Annotated in this window: 19 protein-coding genes, 1 tRNA gene and 1 pseudogene; 7 read left to right on the top strand and 14 right to left on the bottom strand. The window is 68.0% G+C overall.

Annotated features, from left to right (window positions below):
- Nucleotides 1–333: 333 nt before the first annotated feature.
- From TRAD_RS09635 to TRAD_RS09615, 5 genes are all read left to right on the top strand, one after another.
- A complete protein-coding gene (locus tag TRAD_RS09635; RefSeq protein ID WP_013178425.1) occupies nucleotides 334–2,643 on the top strand; it encodes a DEAD/DEAH box helicase in 2,310 nt (769 codons plus the stop codon).
- Between the two features lie 70 nt (nucleotides 2,644–2,713).
- Nucleotides 2,714–3,715 (top strand): Gfo/Idh/MocA family protein, encoded by a 1,002-nt coding sequence (locus TRAD_RS09630; RefSeq protein ID WP_013178424.1) that lies wholly within the window; start codon nucleotides 2,714–2,716, stop codon nucleotides 3,713–3,715.
- A gap of 64 nt (nucleotides 3,716–3,779) precedes the next feature.
- Nucleotides 3,780–4,664 (top strand): hypothetical protein, encoded by an 885-nt coding sequence (locus TRAD_RS09625; protein ID WP_013178423.1) that lies wholly within the window; start codon nucleotides 3,780–3,782, stop codon nucleotides 4,662–4,664.
- 3 nt (nucleotides 4,665–4,667) lie between these two features.
- Nucleotides 4,668–5,006: a hypothetical protein gene (locus TRAD_RS09620; protein WP_013178422.1), complete on the top strand. Its 339-nt coding sequence runs from the start codon at nucleotides 4,668–4,670 to the stop codon at nucleotides 5,004–5,006.
- 40 nt (nucleotides 5,007–5,046) lie between these two features.
- Nucleotides 5,047–6,153, top strand: coding sequence for a YbfB/YjiJ family MFS transporter (locus tag TRAD_RS09615; RefSeq protein ID WP_041947231.1), 1,107 nt, complete (start codon nucleotides 5,047–5,049; stop codon nucleotides 6,151–6,153).
- On the opposite strand, the gene TRAD_RS09610 is transcribed toward TRAD_RS09615, so the two are convergent.
- The 5 genes and pseudogenes from TRAD_RS09610 to TRAD_RS16815 all read right to left on the bottom strand — a co-directional run.
- Complete coding sequence (locus tag TRAD_RS09610) at nucleotides 6,150–6,389, bottom strand: hypothetical protein (RefSeq protein WP_013178420.1); 240 nt, start codon at nucleotides 6,387–6,389, stop codon at nucleotides 6,150–6,152. The two genes, TRAD_RS09615 and TRAD_RS09610, sit on opposite strands and share 4 nt — an antisense overlap.
- A gap of 118 nt (nucleotides 6,390–6,507) precedes the next feature.
- Nucleotides 6,508–7,506, bottom strand: a complete 999-nt coding sequence (locus TRAD_RS09605; protein WP_013178419.1) for a 4Fe-4S binding protein — start codon at nucleotides 7,504–7,506, stop codon at nucleotides 6,508–6,510.
- 190 nt (nucleotides 7,507–7,696) lie between these two features.
- Entirely contained in the window at nucleotides 7,697–8,797 is a 1,101-nt protein-coding gene (locus TRAD_RS09600) for a bifunctional 3-deoxy-7-phosphoheptulonate synthase/chorismate mutase (RefSeq protein WP_013178418.1), read from the bottom strand.
- Nucleotides 8,760–9,494: a twin-arginine translocase subunit TatC gene (gene tatC, locus TRAD_RS09595; RefSeq protein ID WP_013178417.1), complete on the bottom strand. Its 735-nt coding sequence runs from the start codon at nucleotides 9,492–9,494 to the stop codon at nucleotides 8,760–8,762. Before tatC ends, TRAD_RS09600 begins: the two co-directional genes overlap by 38 nt.
- 310 nt (nucleotides 9,495–9,804) lie before the next feature.
- A pseudogene (locus TRAD_RS16815) lies at nucleotides 9,805–9,937 on the bottom strand (Sec-independent protein translocase subunit TatA/TatB); the annotation flags it as partial.
- Between the two features lie 329 nt (nucleotides 9,938–10,266).
- On the opposite strand from TRAD_RS16815, the gene TRAD_RS09585 reads away from it, so the two are divergent.
- Nucleotides 10,267–11,370: a TRAP transporter substrate-binding protein gene (locus tag TRAD_RS09585; RefSeq protein ID WP_013178415.1), complete on the top strand. Its 1,104-nt coding sequence runs from the start codon at nucleotides 10,267–10,269 to the stop codon at nucleotides 11,368–11,370.
- Nucleotides 11,371–11,447: 77 nt separating this feature from the next.
- Here TRAD_RS09585 and TRAD_RS09580 read toward each other — a convergent pair whose 3' ends face one another.
- The 4 genes from TRAD_RS09580 to gyrA all read right to left on the bottom strand — a co-directional run bounded on the left by TRAD_RS09580 (nucleotide 11,448) and on the right by gyrA (nucleotide 16,948).
- On the bottom strand, nucleotides 11,448–12,824 hold the full coding sequence (locus TRAD_RS09580) for a TRAP transporter large permease (RefSeq protein ID WP_013178414.1): 1,377 nt from the start codon (nucleotides 12,822–12,824) through the stop codon (nucleotides 11,448–11,450).
- Nucleotides 12,824–13,459, bottom strand: coding sequence for a TRAP transporter small permease subunit (locus tag TRAD_RS09575; RefSeq protein ID WP_013178413.1), 636 nt, complete (start codon nucleotides 13,457–13,459; stop codon nucleotides 12,824–12,826). The genes TRAD_RS09580 and TRAD_RS09575 overlap by 1 nt, the downstream gene beginning before the upstream one ends.
- 230 nt (nucleotides 13,460–13,689) lie before the next feature.
- Complete coding sequence (locus TRAD_RS09570) at nucleotides 13,690–14,055, bottom strand: hypothetical protein (protein ID WP_013178412.1); 366 nt, start codon at nucleotides 14,053–14,055, stop codon at nucleotides 13,690–13,692.
- 409 nt (nucleotides 14,056–14,464) lie between these two features.
- Nucleotides 14,465–16,948, bottom strand: a complete 2,484-nt coding sequence (gyrA, locus tag TRAD_RS09565; RefSeq protein ID WP_013178411.1) for a DNA gyrase subunit A — start codon at nucleotides 16,946–16,948, stop codon at nucleotides 14,465–14,467.
- Nucleotides 16,949–17,136: 188 nt separating this feature from the next.
- Between gyrA and TRAD_RS09560 the strand changes: the two genes are divergently transcribed.
- Nucleotides 17,137–17,532 carry a hotdog fold thioesterase gene (locus TRAD_RS09560; RefSeq protein ID WP_013178410.1) on the top strand — a complete coding sequence of 132 codons (396 nt, stop codon included), beginning with the start codon at nucleotides 17,137–17,139 and terminating at the stop codon, nucleotides 17,530–17,532.
- A 31-nt stretch (nucleotides 17,533–17,563) separates the two neighbouring features.
- On the opposite strand, the gene TRAD_RS09555 is transcribed toward TRAD_RS09560, so the two are convergent.
- From TRAD_RS09555 to TRAD_RS09535, 5 genes are all read right to left on the bottom strand, one after another.
- A tRNA-Pro gene (locus tag TRAD_RS09555) sits at nucleotides 17,564–17,640 on the bottom strand.
- Nucleotides 17,641–17,863: 223 nt separating this feature from the next.
- Nucleotides 17,864–18,220, bottom strand: a complete 357-nt coding sequence (locus TRAD_RS09550) for a hypothetical protein (RefSeq protein ID WP_013178409.1) — start codon at nucleotides 18,218–18,220, stop codon at nucleotides 17,864–17,866.
- 66 nt (nucleotides 18,221–18,286) lie between these two features.
- Nucleotides 18,287–18,769: a regulatory protein RecX gene (locus tag TRAD_RS09545; protein WP_013178408.1), complete on the bottom strand. Its 483-nt coding sequence runs from the start codon at nucleotides 18,767–18,769 to the stop codon at nucleotides 18,287–18,289.
- 104 nt (nucleotides 18,770–18,873) lie between these two features.
- On the bottom strand, nucleotides 18,874–20,097 hold the full coding sequence (locus TRAD_RS09540) for a TraB/GumN family protein (RefSeq protein WP_013178407.1): 1,224 nt from the start codon (nucleotides 20,095–20,097) through the stop codon (nucleotides 18,874–18,876).
- Nucleotides 20,098–20,158: 61 nt separating this feature from the next.
- On the bottom strand, nucleotides 20,159–21,340 hold the full coding sequence (locus TRAD_RS09535; RefSeq protein ID WP_013178406.1) for an ABC transporter permease: 1,182 nt from the start codon (nucleotides 21,338–21,340) through the stop codon (nucleotides 20,159–20,161).
- Nucleotides 21,341–21,366 lie beyond the last annotated feature (26 nt).

The following is a 21,366-nucleotide window of genomic DNA, read 5'->3' as shown; positions in this document are numbered from 1 at the left end:
GGTAGCGTTGAGGCCGGCGGGGGTGTCCGCGCCGCCCGTAGCCTCTGCGCCAGCTAGAACGCGCTACGACCCTCGTTTTCGGGTCCCAGCTCGCCGAGTCGCGATAACCCCTAAGCACGTCCCGGTTCGTCTGGCAGCTAGCCTCCGGTCGGCTGCTGCGTCACCGTGCACCGTGCGAAGGGGCGTTCTTTCGTCGAGCGCCCTCTTATCAAGCGTCGCCCTGCACGCCCTCGAGGTGAGACCGGGCGTTTCGTGGGGCTGCTCTAGGCGCCGACGCGGGTGGCGCGTAGGCTGCGTGCGGCGCGCGTGGCGCAGGAGCGGTAGGCTAGGGGGGTGCGCGCTCCAAAGGCCCTCGACGGCCGCTCCTATCACGGTTGGCTCACCGCCCAAGAGGGGTACAAAGGGCAGATCGTCTTCTCCGGCTTTTTGCCGGAGCGCGCCGCGACCCCCGCGCCCTCGCCCCTCGGGGGACGCTACGGAGAGCTCCTAGCGGCGCTTTCGCTCACGCCCTACACCCACCAAGCGGCGGCGCTCGAGCTCACCGAGGCGGGGCACAACGTGGTGGTGGCGACGCCGACGGCGTCGGGGAAGTCGCTCTGCTACCAGCTGCCGACGCTAGCGGCGCTTGGACGCGGCCGCACGGCGCTCCTGCTCTTTCCCACCAAAGCGCTCGCGCACGACCAGTTGGAGAAGTTGCGGGCGAGGGCCGAACCCCTGGGGCTCGGGGAGGCCATCGCGGCGTTCGATGGCGACACCCCCGCCCCGCGCCGGCGCGCTCTGCGCGAGGGCGCGCGCTGCTTGCTGACGAACCCCGACATGCTGCACTACGGTATCTTGCCGCACCACGGGCTCTGGGCGCACTTCTTGGGGGCGCTTGAACTCATCGTTATCGATGAGCTGCACGCCTACCGCGGGGTGATGGGGACGCACGTCGCCAACATCCTCCGGCGGCTCCTGCGGCTCGCGCGGCGCTACGGCGCCGCGCCGCGCTTCGTGGCGGCGAGCGCGACGGTCGGTAACCCGGCGGCGCACGCCGAAAACCTCACCGGCGAGGCCTTCGCGGCGGTCACCGACGACGGGGCGCCAGCGGCCCCCCGAGAACTCCTCTTCTGGCGTCCCCCAGACCTGCCGGGCGAAGCCGGCGCCGAGGGGCGGCGGCGCAGCGTCCACAGCGAGGCCGCCGACCTCGCCGCGCACTTCGTGCGCGCGGGGTTAAAGAGCATCTTTTTCTGCAACTCGCGCCGCTCGGCCGAGCTGCTCCGCCGCTACGTCGCGGGGGGGCTCACCGAGGCGGAGGCGGGGTGCATCGCCGCGTACCGCGCGGGCTACACCGCCGAGGACCGGCGCGCGCTCGAGGCGCGCTTTAAGCGCGGCGACCTGCTCGTCTTGGCGGCGACCAGCGCGCTCGAGCTCGGCGTCGACGTCGGCGGGGTCGACGCGGTGGTCTTGGTCGGTTACCCGGGGTCGCTGACGGCCTTTTGGCAGCGCGCCGGGCGGGCGGGCCGCGCCGGCAGGCGGGCGCTCACGCTCTTTATCCCCGGCAACGACCCCTTGGACGAGTTTTACCTGACGCACCCCGAGATGATCACCGAAGGGCGGGCGGAGCACGCCGTCGCCGACGCCTTTAACAGCGAGCTCTTTCCCAGGCACCTCGCCTGCGCCGCCTTCGAGCACCCCCTGGAGGAATCGGAGGCGCGCGCGGCCGCCCGGCACGGCGCCGACCCGGCGGCGCTCCCCAACTTCGTGCGCGCGCGCGGCCGCTGGTACTACCGCGGCGGTTACCCGCACGCCAAACTCAGCGTGCGCGGTACGGGGGGCGGGCGGGTCGTCCTGAAAGACCGGAGCGGCAAGCGCCTGGGCGTCGCCGACCTAGAGACCGCGCTGCGCGAGCTCCACCCGGGAGCGGTCTACCTGCACCAGGGCGAGGACTACGTGGTGCGCAACCTCGACCTAGACCGAGGCGAGGCCTTTTTGCTGCCGCACCTAGGGGACTACTACACCCAAGTGCGCGCGGTGACCGAGATCGACGTGTTGGGCGTCGACGCTCTGGGAGCTGACGCGTCGGGGATCGGCGCCCTGGCGCTCGCCGACCCCATCCGCACGGGGCGCGTCCGCGTGACGACCCGCGTCACCTCATACGTGCGCAAACGCCTCTACAGCGACGCCACCTTAGACGAGCGCCCCTTGGACCTCCCCGAGCTCGCCTACACCACCCAAGCGCTCTGGTTCTCCGTGCGCGAGGCCGCCGCTGCCGTGCCCCCGGGCCTCCTACCGGCTGCCATGCACGCCCTCGAGCACACGCTGATCGGCCTGTTGCCCGCCTTTGTCCTCTGCGAACGCGCCGACGTGGGTGGGGTGTCCTACCCCCTGTACCCGGCGACGGGTGAGCCGCTTGTATTCATCTACGACGGGTACCCGGGGGGCGTCGGCTACGCGCGCGAGGGGGCGGCGCAGTTTGACGCCTGGCTGAGGGCCGCCCGCGACCTCCTGGCGCGCTGTCCCTGCACGTCGGGTTGCCCGCGCTGCGTGCTGTCCCCCAAGTGCGGCAACGGCAACCAGATGCTGGACAAAGGGGCGGCGTTGGCGCTCGCGGAGGCGCTCTTGGCGCGTCTGGGGGGGAGGCGCGCGGCGCTCTCGGCGTAGCGCTCCGAAGGGTTAAGGTGACACCCGGCAGACGAGCGGTTGTGGGCGTTCGTCCGGAGAGGGTGACAAGATGGCGCTTCGTCTTATTCACGCAGGGTTTGGCGGTTGGGGGCTCGATTGGGTGCGGCACACGACCTCGGTGCCGGAGGTGCGCGTCGTCGGCGTCGTCGACCCCCGGCCGGCCGCCTTGGAGGCGGCGAGGGCGCGCTACGCCCTCCCCGTGGCCGCCGCCTTCGCGTCGCTCGGGGACGCCCTCGCGGCGACGGACGCCGAGGCGGTGCTCGTCACGGCGCCCGCCGCCGCGCACGCACCGCTCGCTTTGGAGGCGCTCGCGGCGGGCAAGCACGTGCTCGTCGAAAAGCCGCTCGCCGAGACGCTCGAGGCGGCGCGCGCGGTGGTCGCGGCCGCCGAGGCGCAAGGGCGCGTGCTGATGGTGAGCCAAAACTACCGCTTTTTCCCGGCGCCCCTGGCCGTGCGCGCGCTCCTGGCAGAAGGGGCGCTCGGCGCGCTCGGCAGCGTCTACGTCGACTTTCGCTTTCCCATGCCCCGCCTCCTGCCGGCGGGGCACCCCTACTTCGCGCTGCGCGACCCGCTGCTGCTCGACATGGCGATTCACCACTTCGACCTCCTGCGCTTTACGCTCCGCCAAGAGGCGGGGGCGGTGAGCTGCACCGCTTGGAACCCCCCCGGCAGCCCCTTCGCCCATCCGGCCGTCGCGGCGGTGACGGTGCAGCTTCGCGGGGGCGCCGTGATGAGCTACCGCGGGAGCTGGCTCAGCAATCCCAGAACAAACTGGGCCGGCGTGTGGCGCCTCGAGGGGAGCCGGGGGCGGCTCACCTGGACGAGCCGCAACGGGCGCGACCTAGGGGGGGAGGCGGTGACGCTGCGCGGGCGCCGCGTGACGCTCCCTGAGGTGGCGCACCCGGGGCGGCGCGGCGTGCTCGTAGCCTTCGCCGAGGCCGTGGCGACCGAGCAGGAGCCGCCCAGCTCGGGGCGCGAGAACCTAGGCAGTTTGGCCCTGACGCTCGGCGCGGTCGCTGCAGCGGCCGCGGGGCGCGCGGTGAGGTTCTGACACAGGTCGCGCGGCCTCTAGGGGGCGCGGACCCCCAAAAAAGCTCATGCTAGACTAATGCGTTATGCGTGTTGGTTTCGTCACTCAGCTGCTCTGGCCCCGCTACGGCGACTTTTGGAGCAAGCTCGTCGCCGGCGCGGGGTTAGAGGTCGTCTATCCGACCGCCGAGGCGGTGCGGGGACGCTTGGGGGACGCGCAGCTGGGCGCCGTGCCGGGGCTCGCCTTTCGCCTGGCGGCCGCCCAGGCTCTCGCGCTAGAGGCCGACGCCCTGCTCGCCCCGCAGCTGAATCCGAGCGGGGGCTCGACGCGGGGCGGGGGGCAAGACCCCTTTATCGCCGACTTCCCCGAAGCGCTCGCGACGCGCCTCTACGGGCTGCCGCCCGTTGTCGGGGTGCCCGCCACTTTGGAGGTGCCGCTTGAAAGCCTCGCGGTAAGTACGCTCCTCAAGCTGACCCACGACCCCGCCTTGGTGCGCCGCACCTGGGAGCGCTACCGCAGCCGCGCGAGAGCGCCCCGATTGCCGGAGGTCAAGTGGCGCGTGCGCCCCTCCGAGGGGGAGACGCTCGGTGTGCTCGGCCAGCCGTGGCTGCTGAGTAGCGCGCTGGCCGAGCGCGCCGCAGCCCACGCGCTCCCCTCGGAGGGCGCCTACCTTCACATCGTCTCGCAGCACCAGCTCTCGCCGGCGCTCTTACGCGAGGAGGGGCGGCGGGTCGACGGAGGGCTGGTCGATACCGACCTCGAGGTGTTGGGCGCGGCGCGCTTTCTCGGTCGTAAGGGCAGCGTCGGGCGCCTCGTTATGGTCGCCGACGAGACCTCGGGTGCGGACGCGTGGCTCGTCGCCAAGGTGCAAAAGCTCGCCTACAAACCGCTCACCGTCGTCTCGGTGCAGGCGCTCGCGCAGGACGCGCCGCTGCACCTCCTCGCAGCGCCCGACGCGGGAGGACCCTAGGGCGTGGCGCTCTTTTGGGCCCTTCTCGTCGCACTGCTGAGCGCCGCCTACGCGGTCGTCAACGTTTTCGGAGCGTGGCTTGTAAGCCGCCGCAAGCCCTGGGTAGCGGGGCTTTTCATGGCGGCCGCCCTGACGCTCGCGGTGGCGGCGGCGGCGTTCGTGTCGGCCATCCCCTATAACCGCCCCATCCTGGCGCTAGGTCTTGTCGGGGCGTCTCTCGCCTCGCTCGTCAACGCGCGGGTGGTCATCGGCCGCGTCGTGTGGCGCAACCACCTCCTGCGCGCGCTCTTCGCCCTGGGGCTCTACGCTCTCGCGGAGCTCACCGTGCGTTACCCGCTGTGACGCTCGCTCGCGCCGCGTGCTAAGGGGGGCGGGGCGCCCTTTGATCGTCGGGGCGCTCCTCGGTCTGGGGCCGGCGGCGGCGCTCGGGGTGGGGCGTTTTGCCTACGCGCTCGTTTTACCCGAGATGCAGCGCGCCCTGGGCCTCTCCTACGCGCAGGCGGGGCTTTTGGGGAGCGCCAACACCCTGGGCTACTTCGTGGGGGCGCTCGTCAGCCACCGGCTGCTCTACGCCGTCGGTTACCGGCGTGGCTTCTACGCCGCGCTCGCCCTCCAGGCGTTCGCGCTCGCGCTGCTGGCGCTCGGTACGAGTTTCGGAGCGCTGCTGGCGCTACGGCTGGTGCAGGGGGTCTTGGGCGCGTGGGTCTTCGTGGGCGGGGCGGCGCTCGTACTCGCGAGCACCCCGAGGCGCTCCTCGCGGGGTCTTGCGACCGGCCTCTACTTCGGCGGGGTGGGGGTCGGTATCGCGCTGTCGCCGCTCGCGATGCTCGCGGCCCTTCCTTGGCGCGAGACGTGGGCGCTCCTAGGCGGACTGTCGCTGCTTCTCGGTGGGGCGGCGACAGCGCCCGTGCGCGCGCTTCAAGAACCCGCCCCGCGCACCGTCGGCGCCTCCGGTAGCCTGCGCCCCATCGCGCCCTTGCTCGCCGCTTATGGCCTTTACGGTGCGGGCTACATCGGTTACATGACCTTCGTTACGACCGCCCTCGGGGTGCCGCTCGCCCCCTTCTGGGCGCTTTTGGGCCTGAGCGCGTCGTGTACGGGGCTTATGTGGGGCCGGTGGATCGACCGCGTGGGGGGCGGCGCGGGGATGACGCACGTGCTCCTGGTGCTGACGCTCGCGAGCCTCTACCCGGTTCTGACGGCCTGGCCGTGGGTCTCGGCGTTCGCGTTCGGGGTGAGCTTTCTGGGGGTGATCACGGCCGTGACCGCCGCCTTTAGCAAGCTCTTGCCGCCGGGCGCTTGGGCGGGGGCGATGGGGGTGTCGACGGCGGTCTTCGCCCTCGGACAGGCGCTCGGCCCGAGCGTGAGCGGCTTTGCCGGGGACCGCCTCGGCGGCCCGGTAGGCGCTTTGGGGTTCTCGACGGCGCTCCTGGGGGCGGCGCTGCTCGCCGCGTGGCTGCAGGCCGTCTGGCCGCCGGTAAAGCGCTAGGTGTCGCCGAAAAGGCGCCTCATGGCGTCCTCTTTGTTGGTTTTGCGGACGACGAAGTAGCGTTCGTTGTCGACCTCGAGCCGCCCCTGCTGCACGAGGCGGTCGAGCGCGTCGCCGAGCACCTTGACCGACAGCTCCTCGTGGTGGCGCTCGTCGATGTAGCGCTGCACCTCGCGCAGTGACGCGCCGTGGGGGGTAGACGCGACCGCTTCGTAAACCCAGTCGTCGGTGGCCATAGGTTAGTGTACGACACCTACCCGGGCGAGGCGCCCGCGAGCGCTTGCTGAGGCGCGACGGTACGAGGCGCTGCACCGTCGGCTTGGTGAGGCGCCCGCGAGCGTTCGGTGGGGGGCGCTACCGGCGGGCGACCGAACCCGTCAGGGCCCCTCCGGCTTTGCGGTAGACCTCTTGGGTGCCGCCGGAGAGCTCCCCCCAGGTCACCTCGCCGTCGAGGGTGATCACCCGGACGGGGCAGGAGGTGACGCAGGCGTTGCAGCCGTTGCAGCGCTCGGGCTCGAGCTTGAGCACCCCGCCGCCGCCCATCTGAACGGGGCTCAGCTCGCGTTTAAAGGCGCCCGTCGGGCAGACGTTGGTGCAGACCGGGCACATGATGCAGCCGTCGTGAACGCGCGGCAGGGTCCAGGGGACGCGCGCCTCCGCTTCGGGTTGAGCCGCTCGGAGGAGCAAAAAGCGCTTTTCGAGCTCGAGCGGCACCCCCTTCTCCTCGGCTTGCGCCTCGCCGAGCGCCTCCAAAGGGGCCAACAGGTCGGCCGAGAAGCGCTTGGAGCTGCGCAGGCCGCCGCGCAGCAGCTCGCGGCGGCTGAGGGTTTCGGGGTTGTCGGTGGTGTCGTAGCGCTCGCGGACGAGCACCTCGGTGTGCAGCGTGCGCCCCCGCACCGCCGCGAGCGCCGCCGCGTCCTGAAGCAGCTGCGCTAGGCGCGCCGGTACCTCGGGGCTACCGATCGCACACCCCTCGCACGCGCCGCGCACGAGCGTGACGCGGTCTTTGCGCCCCGCTAGGGCCAGCACGTCGGAGGGTTGAAGGCGGGTCAGGCACTGAACGCTCTGCGCGTCGCCCTTGACTTGCGAGCACTTAAGGGGCGCGCCGCGGCTATAGGCGACGCTGCTCGAGAGCGCCTGCGAGGGGCACGCCTGCACGCAGAGCCCACAGCCGGTGCAGTCGATCTCGTCGATCTCGACCGCGCGCCCGATGGTGATCGCCTGGTGCGGGCACGTCTCCTCGCAGACCGTGCACCCCCCGACCGCTTTGGTCACGACGAGGCAGTGCTCCGGCGTGTAGCTCGGTGTGATGTTCGTCGCCTTGACGATCAAGCTGAGCAGGCGGTTAAGCACGTCGCCTCAGTCTACCCTTGGGCCGCGCGCTCGGGGTGCGCGGCGAGACGTCGGGGGGTGGGTCAGTAGCGAGGGGTAAGAATTCAGGGGTCAGTATTCAGTGTTCGGAAGTCAGGGCTCGGGCTCAGCACGAACGCGTCGCCCACCCTGACTTGTGCCTACTGGCTACTGACTCCTGACTTCTGACGATCTAAAACCCGTACACCTCGTGCCGCTTCTGCGAGAGCTTTTTGTGGTAGCCCGTCTCCTCTAGGTAGCGGTCGAAGGCGTCAAAGTCCATCTGCTGCTTGTTGTCCGAGAGCGCCACGGCGGGGTTCGGGTGCACCTCGACCATGATGCCGTCGGCGCCGACTGCGAGCCCCGCTTTGGTCAGCGGGACGAGCAGGTCGCGGCGGCCCCCCGAGTGGGTGACGTCGACGAGCACGGGGAGGTGGGTCTCCTGTTTGGCGAGCGCGACCGCCGAGACGTCTAGGGTGTTGCGGGTGTAGCGCTCGAAGGTGCGGATGCCGCGCTCGCAGAGGATGACGTTGGTGTTGCCCTCGCTGAGCAGGTACTCGGCGGCCATCAACCACTCTTCGATGGTGGCCGAGAGGCCGCGCTTTAAGAGCACGGGTTTGTTGGCGCGGCCTACGGCGCGGAGCAGCGTAAAGTTCTGCATGTTGCGCGCGCCGATCTGCAGCACGTCGGCGTACTCGAGGAAAAGCGGCAGGTCGCAGGCGTCCATGATCTCGGAGATAAAGAGGAGCCCGTGCCGGTCGCACGCCTCGCGGCCGAGCCGTAAACCCTGTTCGCCGAGACCCTGAAACGAGTAGGGGTCGGTGCGCGGTTTAAAGGCGCCGCCGCGAAAGAGCTTGACCCCGCGCGAGGCGACAAACGCCGCTGCCGCCTCGACCTGTTCGTGCGACTCGATCGAGCAGGGGCCCGCGACGAGCACGGGGGCGTGGTGGCTGCCCAAAACCACGTCGCCAAGCTTTACGACCGTGTCCTCGCGGCGGGTCTGGCGCGAGGTGAGGTACTTGACCTTGTCGCTCTCCTGCTCGAGCTGCATGCTCGCTTGGAAGATGGCCTTGAAAAGCCCCTTGACGGTCTCGTCCGAAAAGGGGCCACGGTTGGCCGCGGTGAGCGCCTCGAGCATCTGCGCCTCGCGCACGGGGTCGTAGTGCGGCATCCCGAGCGCGGTCTGCAGTCTGCCGATCTCTTCGGCGACCGCCGCGCGCTCGGACAGGAGCGCTAACAGCTGCAGGTTGAGCGCGTCAATGCGGGCGCGTAGGTTCTGGATGGTCTCTTGCAAAGGGCACCTTCCGCTGGAAAATTCGCACCACGAGGATGCTCACCTCGTAGAGTATAACGAGCGGCAGGGCGACCAGGAGCAAGTTGATGGGGTCGGCGGTCGGGGTGATGAGCGCCGCTGCAACGAAGCTGATGACGATCGCGTAGCGGCGGTAGTGCTGCAGCAGAGGCGCCCTCAAGAGGCCGAGGCGCGCGAAAAGAAAGCTCACCACGGGCATCTCGAAGATCAAACCGAAGACCGCCATGTAGACGAGGATCTTCGAGATGTAGTCGCCGATGCCCGGCAAGAGCTGCACCTCGCCGACCAAAAAGCCGACGATAATCGGGAGCGCAAAGGGCAGCACGATGTAGTAGGCGAAAAGGATCCCGGCGCTAAAGGCGAGCGCGGTCAGGAGCACAAAGGGTACCGCCCAGCGGCGCTCTTCGGGGTAGAGGCCGGGGGCGATAAACCCCCAGATCTGCCCGACGATCACGGGGGCGGCGAGCGCCAGCCCGAAAAAGGCGGAGATCTGCATGCTGACGATAAAGGGCTCCAGAATGCCGAAAGCGGTCAGCGTCAGGCCCTCGGGCAGAGGCGCCTGCAGCCAAGCGAGCAGCTCCGTACGGAAGACGAACGCCACCCCCATCCCGACGACCCACGCGCCGAGCGCGATAAATAGGCGCGTCCTTAGCTCCTCGAAGTGTTCGATCAGCGTCATAAAACCCTAGCGGGAGGGCGCCACGGCCACCCTCCCGACGTTGCACTTGGCGTTGAGAGAGGGGTCTTCAAGCCGGTCTAGGTGGACTTGGGTCGGGGGGCGTCCGCGTCGTCGGCGCGCGTCTGAGCGCTCTGAACGGCTGCCGGCTCGGTGCGCACCTCGTGCACCTGGGTTGCGCTCTCGGGCCCTACGTGGGTGCTGGGCGCGTGCGCGCTCGGCGGGGGGGAGCTCTGCTGAGCGGTCGATGGGGCGACCGTGACAGCGTTCGGGCGCTCCTCCTCTTTCGCGATGTCGTCTTTTATGTCGCGGATGCCCTTGCGAAACTCGCGTACCGACTGCCCCAAACCGCGCGCCATCTCCGGCAACCGGCGCGGCCCGAAGACGAGCAAGATCACGAGCAAGATGATCAGAATTTCCCAGACGCCTAACGGTCCAAAACGCATAGTTAACCTCCTCGTCTTTTCAGCTTAGCATCCCCAGGCGCCCGGGCGGGTTAGGGAGGGTGCCGACAGAACTACGATTGTGGGGACGGTGCTGGCTGCGCAGGGGGTTCGGGGTGCGCCGGGGCGGGTTGTCCTTGCGCCCTCGCGTACAGCTTGCTAGCGCTAGAGCCGCTGAGTATACTGCACGTGTTTAGAACGCGTCTCAAAGCGTAGCGGTTGCGCAGGGGGAGCCCTGCGGCCTCGGGCTAGCGTAGCCTCGTGGGGAAGGGGTTGCGGTAGCGGCTTTCGAGGCGGTTCTAGGCAGGGTGGCCAAACCTCAGGAGGACAGGATGAAGCGTCGGGAGTTCCTTAAAAAAGCGGGTGTGGTCGCAGCGAGCGGGGCCTTTTCGCCGCTCATGTTCGCGCGCGCGCAGGCGAGCACCTTTCGGCTCGAGATGGTGAGCTCGTTTCCCGCCTCGTTAGACATCATCTATGGTGGTGGCGAGGAGATCGCGCGGGTGCTCGACGAGCTGACCGGCGGCGACGTGCAGATTACCGTCTACCCGGCGGGCGCGCAGGTCGGGGGGTTTGAGGTCTACGACGCCGTCTCCTCGGGGGCCTTTGCGCTCGGTCACTCGGCCGCGTACTACTACGTCGGGCGCAACCCCGCGCACGCCTTTTTTACCGCCGTGCCCTTTGGGCTCACGGCGCAGCAGCATAATGCGTGGCTTATGGCGGGCGGCGCCCAAGAGCTGTGGAACGAGCTCAACGCCCAGGACAACCTCATCGCCTTCGCCGCGGGCAACACCGGCACGCAGATGGGCGGCTGGTTCCGCCGCGAGATCAACACCCCCCAAGACCTGCGCGGGCTGACGATGCGCATCCCCGGCTTCGGCGGCGAGGTGATGACGCGCGCCGGCGCCAACGTGCAGAATCTGCCGGGGGGGGAGATCTTTCTGGCCCTCGACACCGGCGTGATCGACGCGACCGAGTGGGTCGGCCCCTACGACGACGAGATCTTGGGGCTTAACCAAGCCGCGCCCTTCTACTACGGCCCCGGTTGGCAGGAGCCGTCGGCGACGCTCTGCCTCTACGTCAACCTCGACACCTACAACGCGTTTCCGCCCGAAATCCAGGAGGCCTTCCGAACCGCGGCGCACGCCGCTAACGAGCTGATGCTCGCGCGCTACGAGGCCGAAAACGGCCCCGCGCTGCAGCGCCTCGTCGACTCGGGGACGCAGCTGCGCACCTTCTCGCCGGAGATCCTCACGGCGCTGCGGGGCCACATGGACGAGGTGCACGACCAGAACGCCTCGGGCAACGAGTTCTACGCGCGCACGCTTGAAAGCTTTACCGCGTTTCGCGATAACATCCGCGAGTGGCACCGCCAAGCGGAGTACGCCTTCCAGAACTTTATCTACGACCAAAGCGCCCAGGAGGAGGCCGGCGGCTAGCTGGCGGCGCGGAGGGCTTTGGCACGTTGAAACGCCGAGCAAAAAAGCTCGGCGTTTGACGTGACTAGGGTGCAGCGTTAGCCCGTCGGCCGCGCGAGCGAGGGGAGCCACGTCACGAGGCGTGGGAAGAGGACGAGGAGCACGAGCATCAGGAGCTGCAGCACGATAAAGGGGATGATGCCCTGGTAGATGTGGCCCGACTTGATGCTGGGCGGTGCGACCCCCTTGAGGTAGAAGAGGGCGAAGCCAAAGGGCGGGGTGAGAAACGACGACTGCAGGTTCATGGCGACCAGGATGCCAAACCACAGCATCATCTCCGGACCGAAGTACTGCAGCGCGATCGGCGCGATAAAGGGGACCACGATAAAGGTGATCTCGATAAAGTCGATGAAAAACCCCAGCAGAAAAATCACCAACATGGTGAAGAACAAAAAGCCCCACTGCCCGCCGGGGAGGTTGAGCAAAAAGTTGTCGATCACCTGATCGCCGCGCAGCGCGGTAAAGACCATGCTAAAGGCGGTCGCCCCGACGAGGATGATAAAGACCATGCTGGTGAGCGTGACCGTCTGGCTCATCGTGTCGAGCAGGTTGCGCAGGGTCAAGCGGCGATTGATGGCGGCTAAGAGCATGGCGCCGAGCGCGCCCATGGCGCCCGCCTCGGTAGGTGTGGCCAAGCCGAAAAAGATGGTGCCGAGCACCAAGAGGATGAGAAAAAGGGGGGGGATAAGGCTTTTAAGCACCTTGAGAGCGAGCGCCCCGCCGCGCAGCGTGCGCGCTTCGGGCGGCATGGCGGGGGCGTCTTGCGGGCGCGTGATGGCGACGAACACCACCCAGAGGATAAAGAGCCCGGCGAGCAAAAAGCCGGGGATGAGCGCCCCCAAAAAAAGCTGCCCGACGGAGACGCCGATCTGGTCACCCAAGATGACGAGCACGATAGAGGGCGGGATGATCTGCCCGAGCGTCCCCGACGAGGCGATGACGCCCGTCGAGAGGGATTTGCTGTAGTTGTACTTGAGCATCACGGGGAGCGCGAGCACCCCCATGGTGACGACCGAAGCGCCGACCACCCCGGTCGAGGCGGCGAGCAGCGCCCCGACGGCCACGACCGAGATCGCTAGCCCCCCCCGCAGGGAGCCGAAAAGGGTGCCCATGGTCTCGAGGAGCTCCTCGGCGAGGCCGGACTTTTCGAGCATCACCCCCATAAAGACGAAAAAGGGCACCGCCACCAGGGTGTAGTTGTCCATGATGGTGCCGTAGATGCGGTTGGGCAAGATGTTAAGGCGCGCAAGCGGGAACATCGGCTCCCAGGGGAGCGGCACCCCCCACGAGGGGAGCAGGTCGGAGCCGATAAGCGTAAAGAGCACGGCGGTGCCGCCCAAGGAGAAGGCGACCGGGTAGCCGATGAGCAGGAGCAAGATAGCGGCGCCGAACATCCACAAGCTGAGGTAGGCCATTAGCGCTCACGCCTCGTAGACGTCTCTGGACGCTCGGGTGGCAGCAGCTCGGTGGGGTGATCCGCGCCCAGCGCGCCCGAGTGGGGCACGTCGGCGGGGGCCGCGGTCGCCGGCGGCGGGTAGCCGCGCAGCACGGCGACGCGCTTGATGATCTCGCTCACGCCCTGCAGCACCAACAGCGCAAAAGCGACGAGGATCACCGTTTTGATGGGATAGACCGGTAACCCACCGGCGTTGATGTTGACCTCATTTTGCTGCCACGAGCGCATGACGTAGCCCCAGCTCAGGTAGAAACCCAGCACGCAGAAGGGGAAGAGGAAAAAGAGCGTGCCGAGGATGTCGATCCACGCCTTTGTGCGGGGGCTGCGGTTGGCGTAGAGGATGTCGACCCGGACGTGGCCGTCGCGGTTAAAGACGTGCGCGGCGCCGAGCAAGAAGACGAGGTTGTAGGCGTAGGTTTGCAAGACGATGTAGCGCGTGCCGCCGAGCGAGAGGTTAAAGGCGCGCCCGACGTAGCGCGTGATGACGTTAAAAGCGCCGATCAGCACCATCACCAACGTAAGCCAAAACATCACCCGACCGACCGCGGTCGTTAGGGCGTCGATACCCCTCGAAACCGCAAGCAAACCCTTCACGGCTTCCTCCTTTGCCGACGTGGCTTGGCCGACGTGCGTAGCGACCCCCGCGCCACCATAAGGGCGCGCCTCGAGGCGAGCGGGATGGGGGTTATGTGCACGTTTGCTCGGCGCATCCTAACGTCTGCGGCGTAGAGGCGTCAACGGCGCGGCCTAGGGGCGCAAACCCCACGGCAAACGCGCCGAACCTGGGCGGTGCGGCGCGCTGCTTGGTGTGGCGTTTTGCCGCTTTAGCGGTGAGACTTGTTTTGCGGGCGCGCGCCAAAGCGCGGCCATCGCTGGGGGCGCTGCAGGGTGCGTGCTGCTGGCCCCTCCGCGGCAGGCGCGCGCGGCCAGACGGGTTGAAAACCGAGCTGCGCTTCCCGGAGGTCGCTCGGCAGCTCCTCGGGCAGCCAGAGCACCACGTCGCCGTAGCGCCCGAGCAGCTCGCTCACGCCCCCCGCTCGCACCCACGCGAGCTGGCCCTCGGGGACGTCGAAGCGCAAGGTCATACCCTCGAGCCAGACCGTGCAGCCGCGCGCTTGCAGCTCCCTTAAGAGCGCACTGAGGCGCTCGCTAAAGGCGGGCGAGCGCAGCGCTGTTTGTCCAATCACCATGGCGTCTCCTCCAGGTGAGCGGCGGGTGGTTGCCGCTCGAACGAGCAAACCGTGTGACGCGTTTCACCGACCTATGGCGTTCGCGCTCCTACGATAGGGCCTATAGTGCGGTGACGTCGGCGCTTAAAGCGCGCCTGACAAGGACGTGACAAGACGACGTTCTCACAGTATGAACGAGCGTTCGGTTCGGCGCAAGCGGTTGTACTACCGGTGGCGTAGCGCCGCGTGCTGCTCACCACCACACAGCCAACCCTGACCCTTACCCGCGCCGTCGCCCGGTGCAGCCGCCACTAGGGGGGCTCGAGGGGGAACCGGCGCGTTGGCTCAGGGTCAGTTCATCTCGTAGAAAACCCCCTCGGCCGCGCGGGCGAGGGGGTTCTGGCGCAAAAAGCGCCTTGGTTGGGGGGTGCTAGTTGAGCAGCGAGGTGTCGTCGGTGTCAGCAGCCCTTCCGAGCGTCTCTTCGGCGAGCATCACCATCACCGAGACGACGCGGTCGCCGTCGCCGAGGCGCATGATGGTGACGCCTTGCGACGGCCTGCCGTAGCGGCTCACCTCGCCGACGCGCGTGCGGATCAAGACCCCCCCCTCGGAGAGCACCAAAAGCTCCTCATCGCCGCGCACGTAGTCGAGCGAGACGAGCGGGCCGGTCTTGGGGGTCACGCGCAGCGTGATGACCCCTTGGCCGCCGCGGCCCTGCACGGGGTAGTCGCTTAAAGGGGTGCGCTTGCCGTACCCGCACTCCGTGACGGCGAGGAGTTCGGCGTCGCCGAGATGCTCGCCGGCGATGACCGAGAGGCTCACAAGGGCGTCGTTCGGTTTGAGGCGGATGCCGCGCACCCCTTGGGTCGCCCGCCCGGTGTCGCGCACGTCGGCTTCGGGGAAGCGGATGGCCTGCCCCTCGCGGGTCGCTAACACGACGTGTGCGCCGTCCCAGCCGTGGCGCACCGAGACCAGCTCGTCACCCTCGATGAGGTTGATGGCGATCAGCCCCGAGGCGTTGAGGTTGCCGTACTCGCGGATGGCGGTCTTTTTGATCATCCCCTGGCGGGTGGCGAAGACGAAGTACCCTTCGGCGTTAAAGTCGCGGACCGAGAGCACCGTGGCGACCCGTTCGTCCTCCGCGAGCGGCAAGATGTTGCGCAGGTGGCTGCCGCGCGCCGCCCGTTCGGCCTCGGGGAGGTCGTAGATCTTCTCGCGGTAGACGCGGCCGCGGTCGGTAAAGAAGAGCAGATAGTCGTGCGTGTTGCCGACGATCAGCATCGAGTTGATGTCGTCCTCTTTGGCCTTTTGCGCGTTGACGCCGCGCCCGCCGCGCGCTTGGGCGCGGTAGGCCGCGAGCGGCGTGCGTTTGATGTAGCCGCCCCGCGTCAGGGTCACGACCATGTGCTCTTCGGCGATGAGGTCCTCTTTGGAGATGTCGCTGTCGTTGTCGCTAATCTGCGTGCGGCGCGCATCGGCGAAGTTTTTCTTGACCTCGCGCAGCTCGCGCTTGATCACCTTGCGCAGCTCGTTCGCGTCGCCCAAGATCGCCTCGAGGCGGGCGATCTCCGCTTGCAGCTCGCGGTACTCGCCCTGCAGCTTTTCACGCTCTAGCCCGGTGAGGCGTTGCAGGCGCATGTCCAAGACAGCTTGCGCTTGCACCTCGGTGAGGCCAAACTCGGCCACGAGCCCCTCGCGCGCCGTCGGGCCGTCGGCGGAGCCGCGAATGAGCGCGATCACCTCGTCGAGCCGCTCTAGCGCGATGAGGTAGCCCTCTAAGATGTGCGCCCGTTCGCGCGCTTTGCGCAGCTCGAACGTCGTGCGGCGGCGCACCACGTCGGCGCGGTGGTCGAGAAAGAGGGCGAGCGCGTCCTTGAGGGGGAGCACGCGCGGCGAGCGGTCGACGATGGCTAGGTTGTTGACGCTAAAGGTGCTCTGCAGCTGGGTGTACTTGTAGAGCTGATTGAGCACCAGCTCGGGGTGCGCGCCGCGCTTGAGCTCGAAGACGATGCGCATCCCCTGGCGGTCGGACTCGTCGCGGATGTTGGCGATGTCCTCGATGCGCTTGCTGCGCACGAGCCCCGCGGCGGTCTGGATGAGCGAGGTCTTGTTGACCTGATAGGGGATCTCGGTGACGACGATCGAGGTGCCGCGGCCCCGCTCCTCGAAGCGCACCTTGGCGCGCAGCCGGATGCTGCCGCGGCCCGTCTCGAACGCTTGGCGGATCCCCGTGCGGCTCATCACCCCGCCCGTCGGGAAGTCCGGGCCCTTGATGTGCTCCATGAGCTCGTCGAGGGTGATCTCGGGGTTGTCCAGCATCGCCAGAAGCCCGTCGACCACCTCCCCAAGGTTGTGCGGCGGGATGTTCGTCGCCATCCCCACGGCGATCCCCGAAGCGCCGTTGACGAGCATGTTGGGTACGGCCGAGGGGAGCACCTCCGGTTCGACGGTGGTGCCGTCGAAGTTCTCCTTGAAGTCGACCGTCTCTTTGTCGATGTCGGCGAGGATCGCCTCGGCGACGCTCGTCATGCGCGCTTCGGTGTAGCGGTAGGCGGCGGCGGGGTCGCCGTCGATCGAACCGAAGTTGCCCTGACCGTCGACCAAGGTGTAGCGCACGTTCCAGTCCTGCGCCATGCGGACCATCGCGTCGTAGATGGCGGTGTCGCCGTGCGGGTGATACTTTTTGATGACCTCACCGACGACCCCGGCGGATTTGACGTACTTGTTGCGCGGAAAGAGGCCGAGCTCCTGCATGGCGTAGAGAATGCGCCGCTGCACGGGTTTCAGGCCGTCGCGTACGTCTGGTAGCGCGCGGTCGACGATGACCGACATCGCGTAGTTGATAAAACTCGTTTTGATCTCGTCGGTGATGACGACGGGTACGACCTGTCCCTCGTTCAAACAAACCTCCATGGCCGAGCGGGTTCGGCTTTTGGCGCCGCTTGCGTGGCGCTAGGGCTCCTCTTGCGATGTTGTAGCGCGCCGCAAGGCGGTTTAAGTCAGCTCAGTAGAGCGCGTGCGGGGGTATAAAAACGCCCTCGCAAACGGGTCATTCTAACATTTTCGCACCCGTTTGTGGTTTTCGGGTGCTAGAGTGGCGCATGAGCCGCTTTACGGGAACCCTGCCGAACACCCTGATGCAGACGCTCGGGATCGATATCTTAGAGGCCACCCCCGAACGTGTGGTCGCCACCATGCCGGTCGGCCCTGCCGTACATCAACCCTACGGACTGCTGCACGGCGGGGCGTCGGTCGCGCTCGCCGAAACCGTCGCTTCGGTCGGGGGGGCGGTCAGTGTCCCAGAGGGCAAAGCGGTCGTCGGGTTGGAGATCAACGCCAACCACCTGCGCGGCAAGCGTTCGGGGTCGGTCACGGCGACCGCGACGCCCGTGCACAAGGGGCGCAGCACGCAGGTCTGGACGGTTGAGATCGTGGATGAAGCGGGTCAAAGGGTGTGCGTCTCGAGGTGCACGCTAGCGGTCATCGACCACCCCTAAAAGAAAAAAGCACCACCCTTGGTGGTGCCCTTGGTCGGGGCGAGAGGATTTGAACCTCCGACCCCATCGTCCCGAACGATGTGCGCTACCAGGCTGCGCTACGCCCCGACGTCAAGATCCTACTTTAGCGTAGGCCTGCCGAGAGCGTCAAGCGCACGCTCTGCAGCGCGACCGACGGGGGTAGCTCCCGCGCGCGCAGCGAAGTTAGGCGGACGCTCAAACCGAAACCGACCGAGCCCCTGGATCGCAGGGGCTCTGGGTCAGTAGGGCGGGCGTGGGGTCGTCCGGTTGCCCCGCTTTTGACACGCGCTCACACGCTTAGCGGAGCACCCTAGAGCGCGGGCAAGAGCGGGCGCGTCAGGAAGCGGCCACCGGCGATCTGAACGCCGAGCGCGACCAGCACGAGCACCCCGACCCACGCCCCGATGACGAGTTTGCGATTGGTGCTCCTAGCGACGCCGTGAGCGAGCCCGATGGCCGCCAGCATAAAGACCGGGTGCCAGACCGAAACCCGGATCCCCGAGGTGAGGTAGAGGAGAAAGCCGATGAGCACGTTTATGTCGAGCAGCACCGGGGCGACGCGCTGCAGCGGCGTGCGGCGGCGGACGGCGAACCAGATGAGCACGACGATGGGGACGAGCTGCAAAAACTCGCCGTAGAAGTTGTGCAGGTTGTATAGTGCGAGCATCTTTCCTCCGAGTGGTCAACTGCCAAACGCCGCTATGGTAACGGCCCAAGGGCGCGCCGAGCAGAGTTAAATGTCCTGCGTGGGCGGCAGGTGTTCGAGCGCCGCTCTTACCACGTCCGCCGGAAACCCGCGCCGCACCAAAAAGGCGTAGGCTTTGGCGTAGCGTTCCCGGGGCTCGCCCTTCCAGCGCCAGAGGTTCTTCTCGACGAGCGCTGAAGCGGCCTCGACCTGTGCGCGCTCGTCCAACGCCCCGAGCGCCTTCTCGACCAGCTCCTCGTTCACCCCCTTGTGAAACAGCTCCTGCCGCAACCGCAGCGCCCCCTTGTTGCGGCTGCGGGAGCGCACGTACGCCTCGGCGTAGAGGGCGTCGTCTACAAACTCGAGGTCGACGAGCTTGGCGAGCACCCGCTCGACCGTCTCGGGCGTCGCGCCCTTGCGCCGGAGCCGCTCTTGGAGCTGCGCGCCCGTGTAGGCTTGGCGCCCCAGGAGCCAGAGGGCGTAGCGCCAGGCGCGCTCATAGGGGTAGGCGTCTTCGGGCGTGTCAGGCACAAGGCGAGTTTAAGCCGTTATGGGAATAGGCAGGTAGTATCCAAGAAGGTGAGCGCTTGACTAGACGGTTTAGGTGCGGAGCGTTCGTGACCAGATGCTACCTGCTATAACAAGCGCTCGAGGATCCGAAAGCCCGCCAAGTAGGTGCCGAGAACCGAGCCGAGCGTCGCTAGGAAAAAGACCAACAGGGTGCGCGCGACCCGGTTGCGCCACCAGCCGCGCGCGGTCGTGACGTCGCGGCGCAGGGCGGCGAAGTCACCCATCTGGGGTTTGCGGAGCCAGAGCTCGACGCCCGCTGCGACGAAGCCCACGCCGACCAGGGGGTTGAGCGAGGTGAGCGGCGCGGCCACGAACGAGGTGAGGACCGTTAGGGGGTGCGCGGTCGCGACGAGCGCCCCGAGCGCCGAGAGCCCGCCGTTGATGAGGACCCATTCGCGCAGGAGCTGCCAACCCAGCGCTTGGTCGCGCGAAAACCCGATGGCAAAGCCCAGCACGATAAGCCCCACGAGCGCCCAGGGCAGGAGCTTGTGCCACGGCGTCCCCTTGGGGAGCGCCTCGAGGGCGGCGCGCTCGAGCGCCGGCGGGGTCGCCGGGGGCGCCGCCAGGTGCTCCGCGACCCCCTTGAGGTGCCCCGCGCCGATCACCACGAGCACCCGCTTAAAGCGCGGCTCGCCATCCCGCCACACCTCCTCGCGAAGCCGCGCCGCCATGTAGCGGTCGCGCTCGCGGATGAGGGGTTCAAAGAGCGCCGCCGAGTCCTCCGCGAACTCCGCGAAGGTGGCCTCCAAGACGTCCCCCTCTTTAAGCTTCTCGACCTCTTCGGGGGTCACCTCGTCGCGGCTCAAGACGCTCCCCAGAAGGCCGCCGATGAGCACCAGGCGCTGCCACCAGGGCACGTTGCCGTAGACGCGGCGCAGGGTCACGCCGAGGTCGCGGTCGATAAGTAGCAGCGGCAAGCCGCGCGCTCGGGCGAGCCGCACCGCGCGGCGCATCTCCTCGCCCGGTTCGACCCCCGACTGCTCGGCGAGGCGCTGCTGAAAGGCGCCCAGGGCGAGGCTCGCGGCCATCATCGCGGCTTTGCCCTCGCGAAACACCTCAAACAGGTCGGTTTTGGCCCAGCGGTCGGGGTCGCTGATGGCGCCGAAACGGCCCGCGTCGAGCTCGACCGCGACGGCGTCGAAGTCGCCCGTCTGGATGAGGCGCTCGACCTCGTCGGCGCTCGTCCGGGAGACGTGGGCGGTGCCCAAGAGGGTGAAGTCGACGCCCTTTAGGGTGACGTCGCGCAGCGGTTGGGCGGTGTCTAGGGGCGGTTCCGGTGTGACGGTCATCGGCGGGGCCTTACGGGGTAGGGGAGCGTCATCAGGCTAGTCTACCTAACCGAAGGTGAGCTTAGCGCAAGATCTCGGCGGGGTCGAGCCTCCCCGCGCGCCGCGCGGGGAGAAGGCCGGCGACGACGCTCGTGACCAGCGACAGGGTGCAGACCCAGACGAAGTCCCACGCCTGCAGCGCGACGGGGAGCTGGGTGATGAAGTAGAGGTCGCCGGGGAGCGGGTAGGGTTGGAACTTGAAGTACAAGGAGAGGCCGAGCCCCAAAAGTGCCCCCAGCAGCGTGCCCACGCCCCCCAACAGCAGCCCTTCGGTGGTGAAAACGGCCAAGATCTGCCGCTGCGAGGCGCCGACCGCCCGCAAAAGGGCGATTTCCTCGGTTTTTTCGGCGACCGTCAGGATCAAGATGTTGGCGATCCCCATAGCGGCGACCAACACGATCAAAAAGACCACCACGCTGATCAAGGTTTTCTGCAGCTCGAGCTGTTCGACGAGGTTGCCGAACAGGTGCTGCCAGGGGGTGGCGAGGAGCCCGGTGGTGTCGGCGAGCGTTTGGGCGACCGCGAGCGCGCGGTCGGGGTCGGCGAGGCGGACGTGAAAACCGCTCAGCTCCCCCGGCGCGCCCAGATAGTCCTGCAGCGCTTGCACCGAGGTGTACGACACCGCCGCGTCGATGATCTCGTTGCCGACGCGAAACGTACCCGCCACCGGAAAGGCGGTGCGGCTGCGGTTAAAGTCCACTAGGAGCACCTCGTCGCCCGCCCAGACGCCGAGGCTGTTGGCGAGGCTGCTCCCCAAGATGATGCCGCCCGCCTCGAGCGCCGACGCCTCCGCGGAGAGGACCTCCAGGTCGAGCACCGCCTGCTGGCGTTCGGGGTCGATGCCGAGGACCTGGGTGTAGCCCTGGCGGCCCGGGATCCCGGCCTGCGCGTCGGCGCGGCGGGCGATGAGCGCCTGCGCGGAGACGTAGGGCGCGGCCGCGACGACCTCGGGGTGCGCTTCGATGGCCGCCAAGAGCCTCCCGTCGTCGGGGAGCGTGCCGCCGCCCGCTGGGTAGAGCGACACGTGGGGGGTCGCTTGCAGGGTGCTCGAGATCAGCTCGTCGATAAAACCGTTTGTCAAGGACAACGCCGTGACGAGCACCATCACCCCGACGGCGACCCCCAACACCGTCAGGGCGCTCTGCAGGGCGCGGCGGCGGATGTGGCGCAGGGCGAGGAAGAGGACGAACGGGCGCAGGGTCACCGCGCCCCCCCCCGCCGCACCCGAAC

The organism is Truepera radiovictrix DSM 17093, from assembly GCF_000092425.1.
GTDB lineage: Bacteria > Deinococcota > Deinococci > Deinococcales > Trueperaceae > Truepera > Truepera radiovictrix.
Note: the sequence above shows the minus strand (reverse complement) of the source record. Positions and strands in the feature narration are given on the sequence as shown.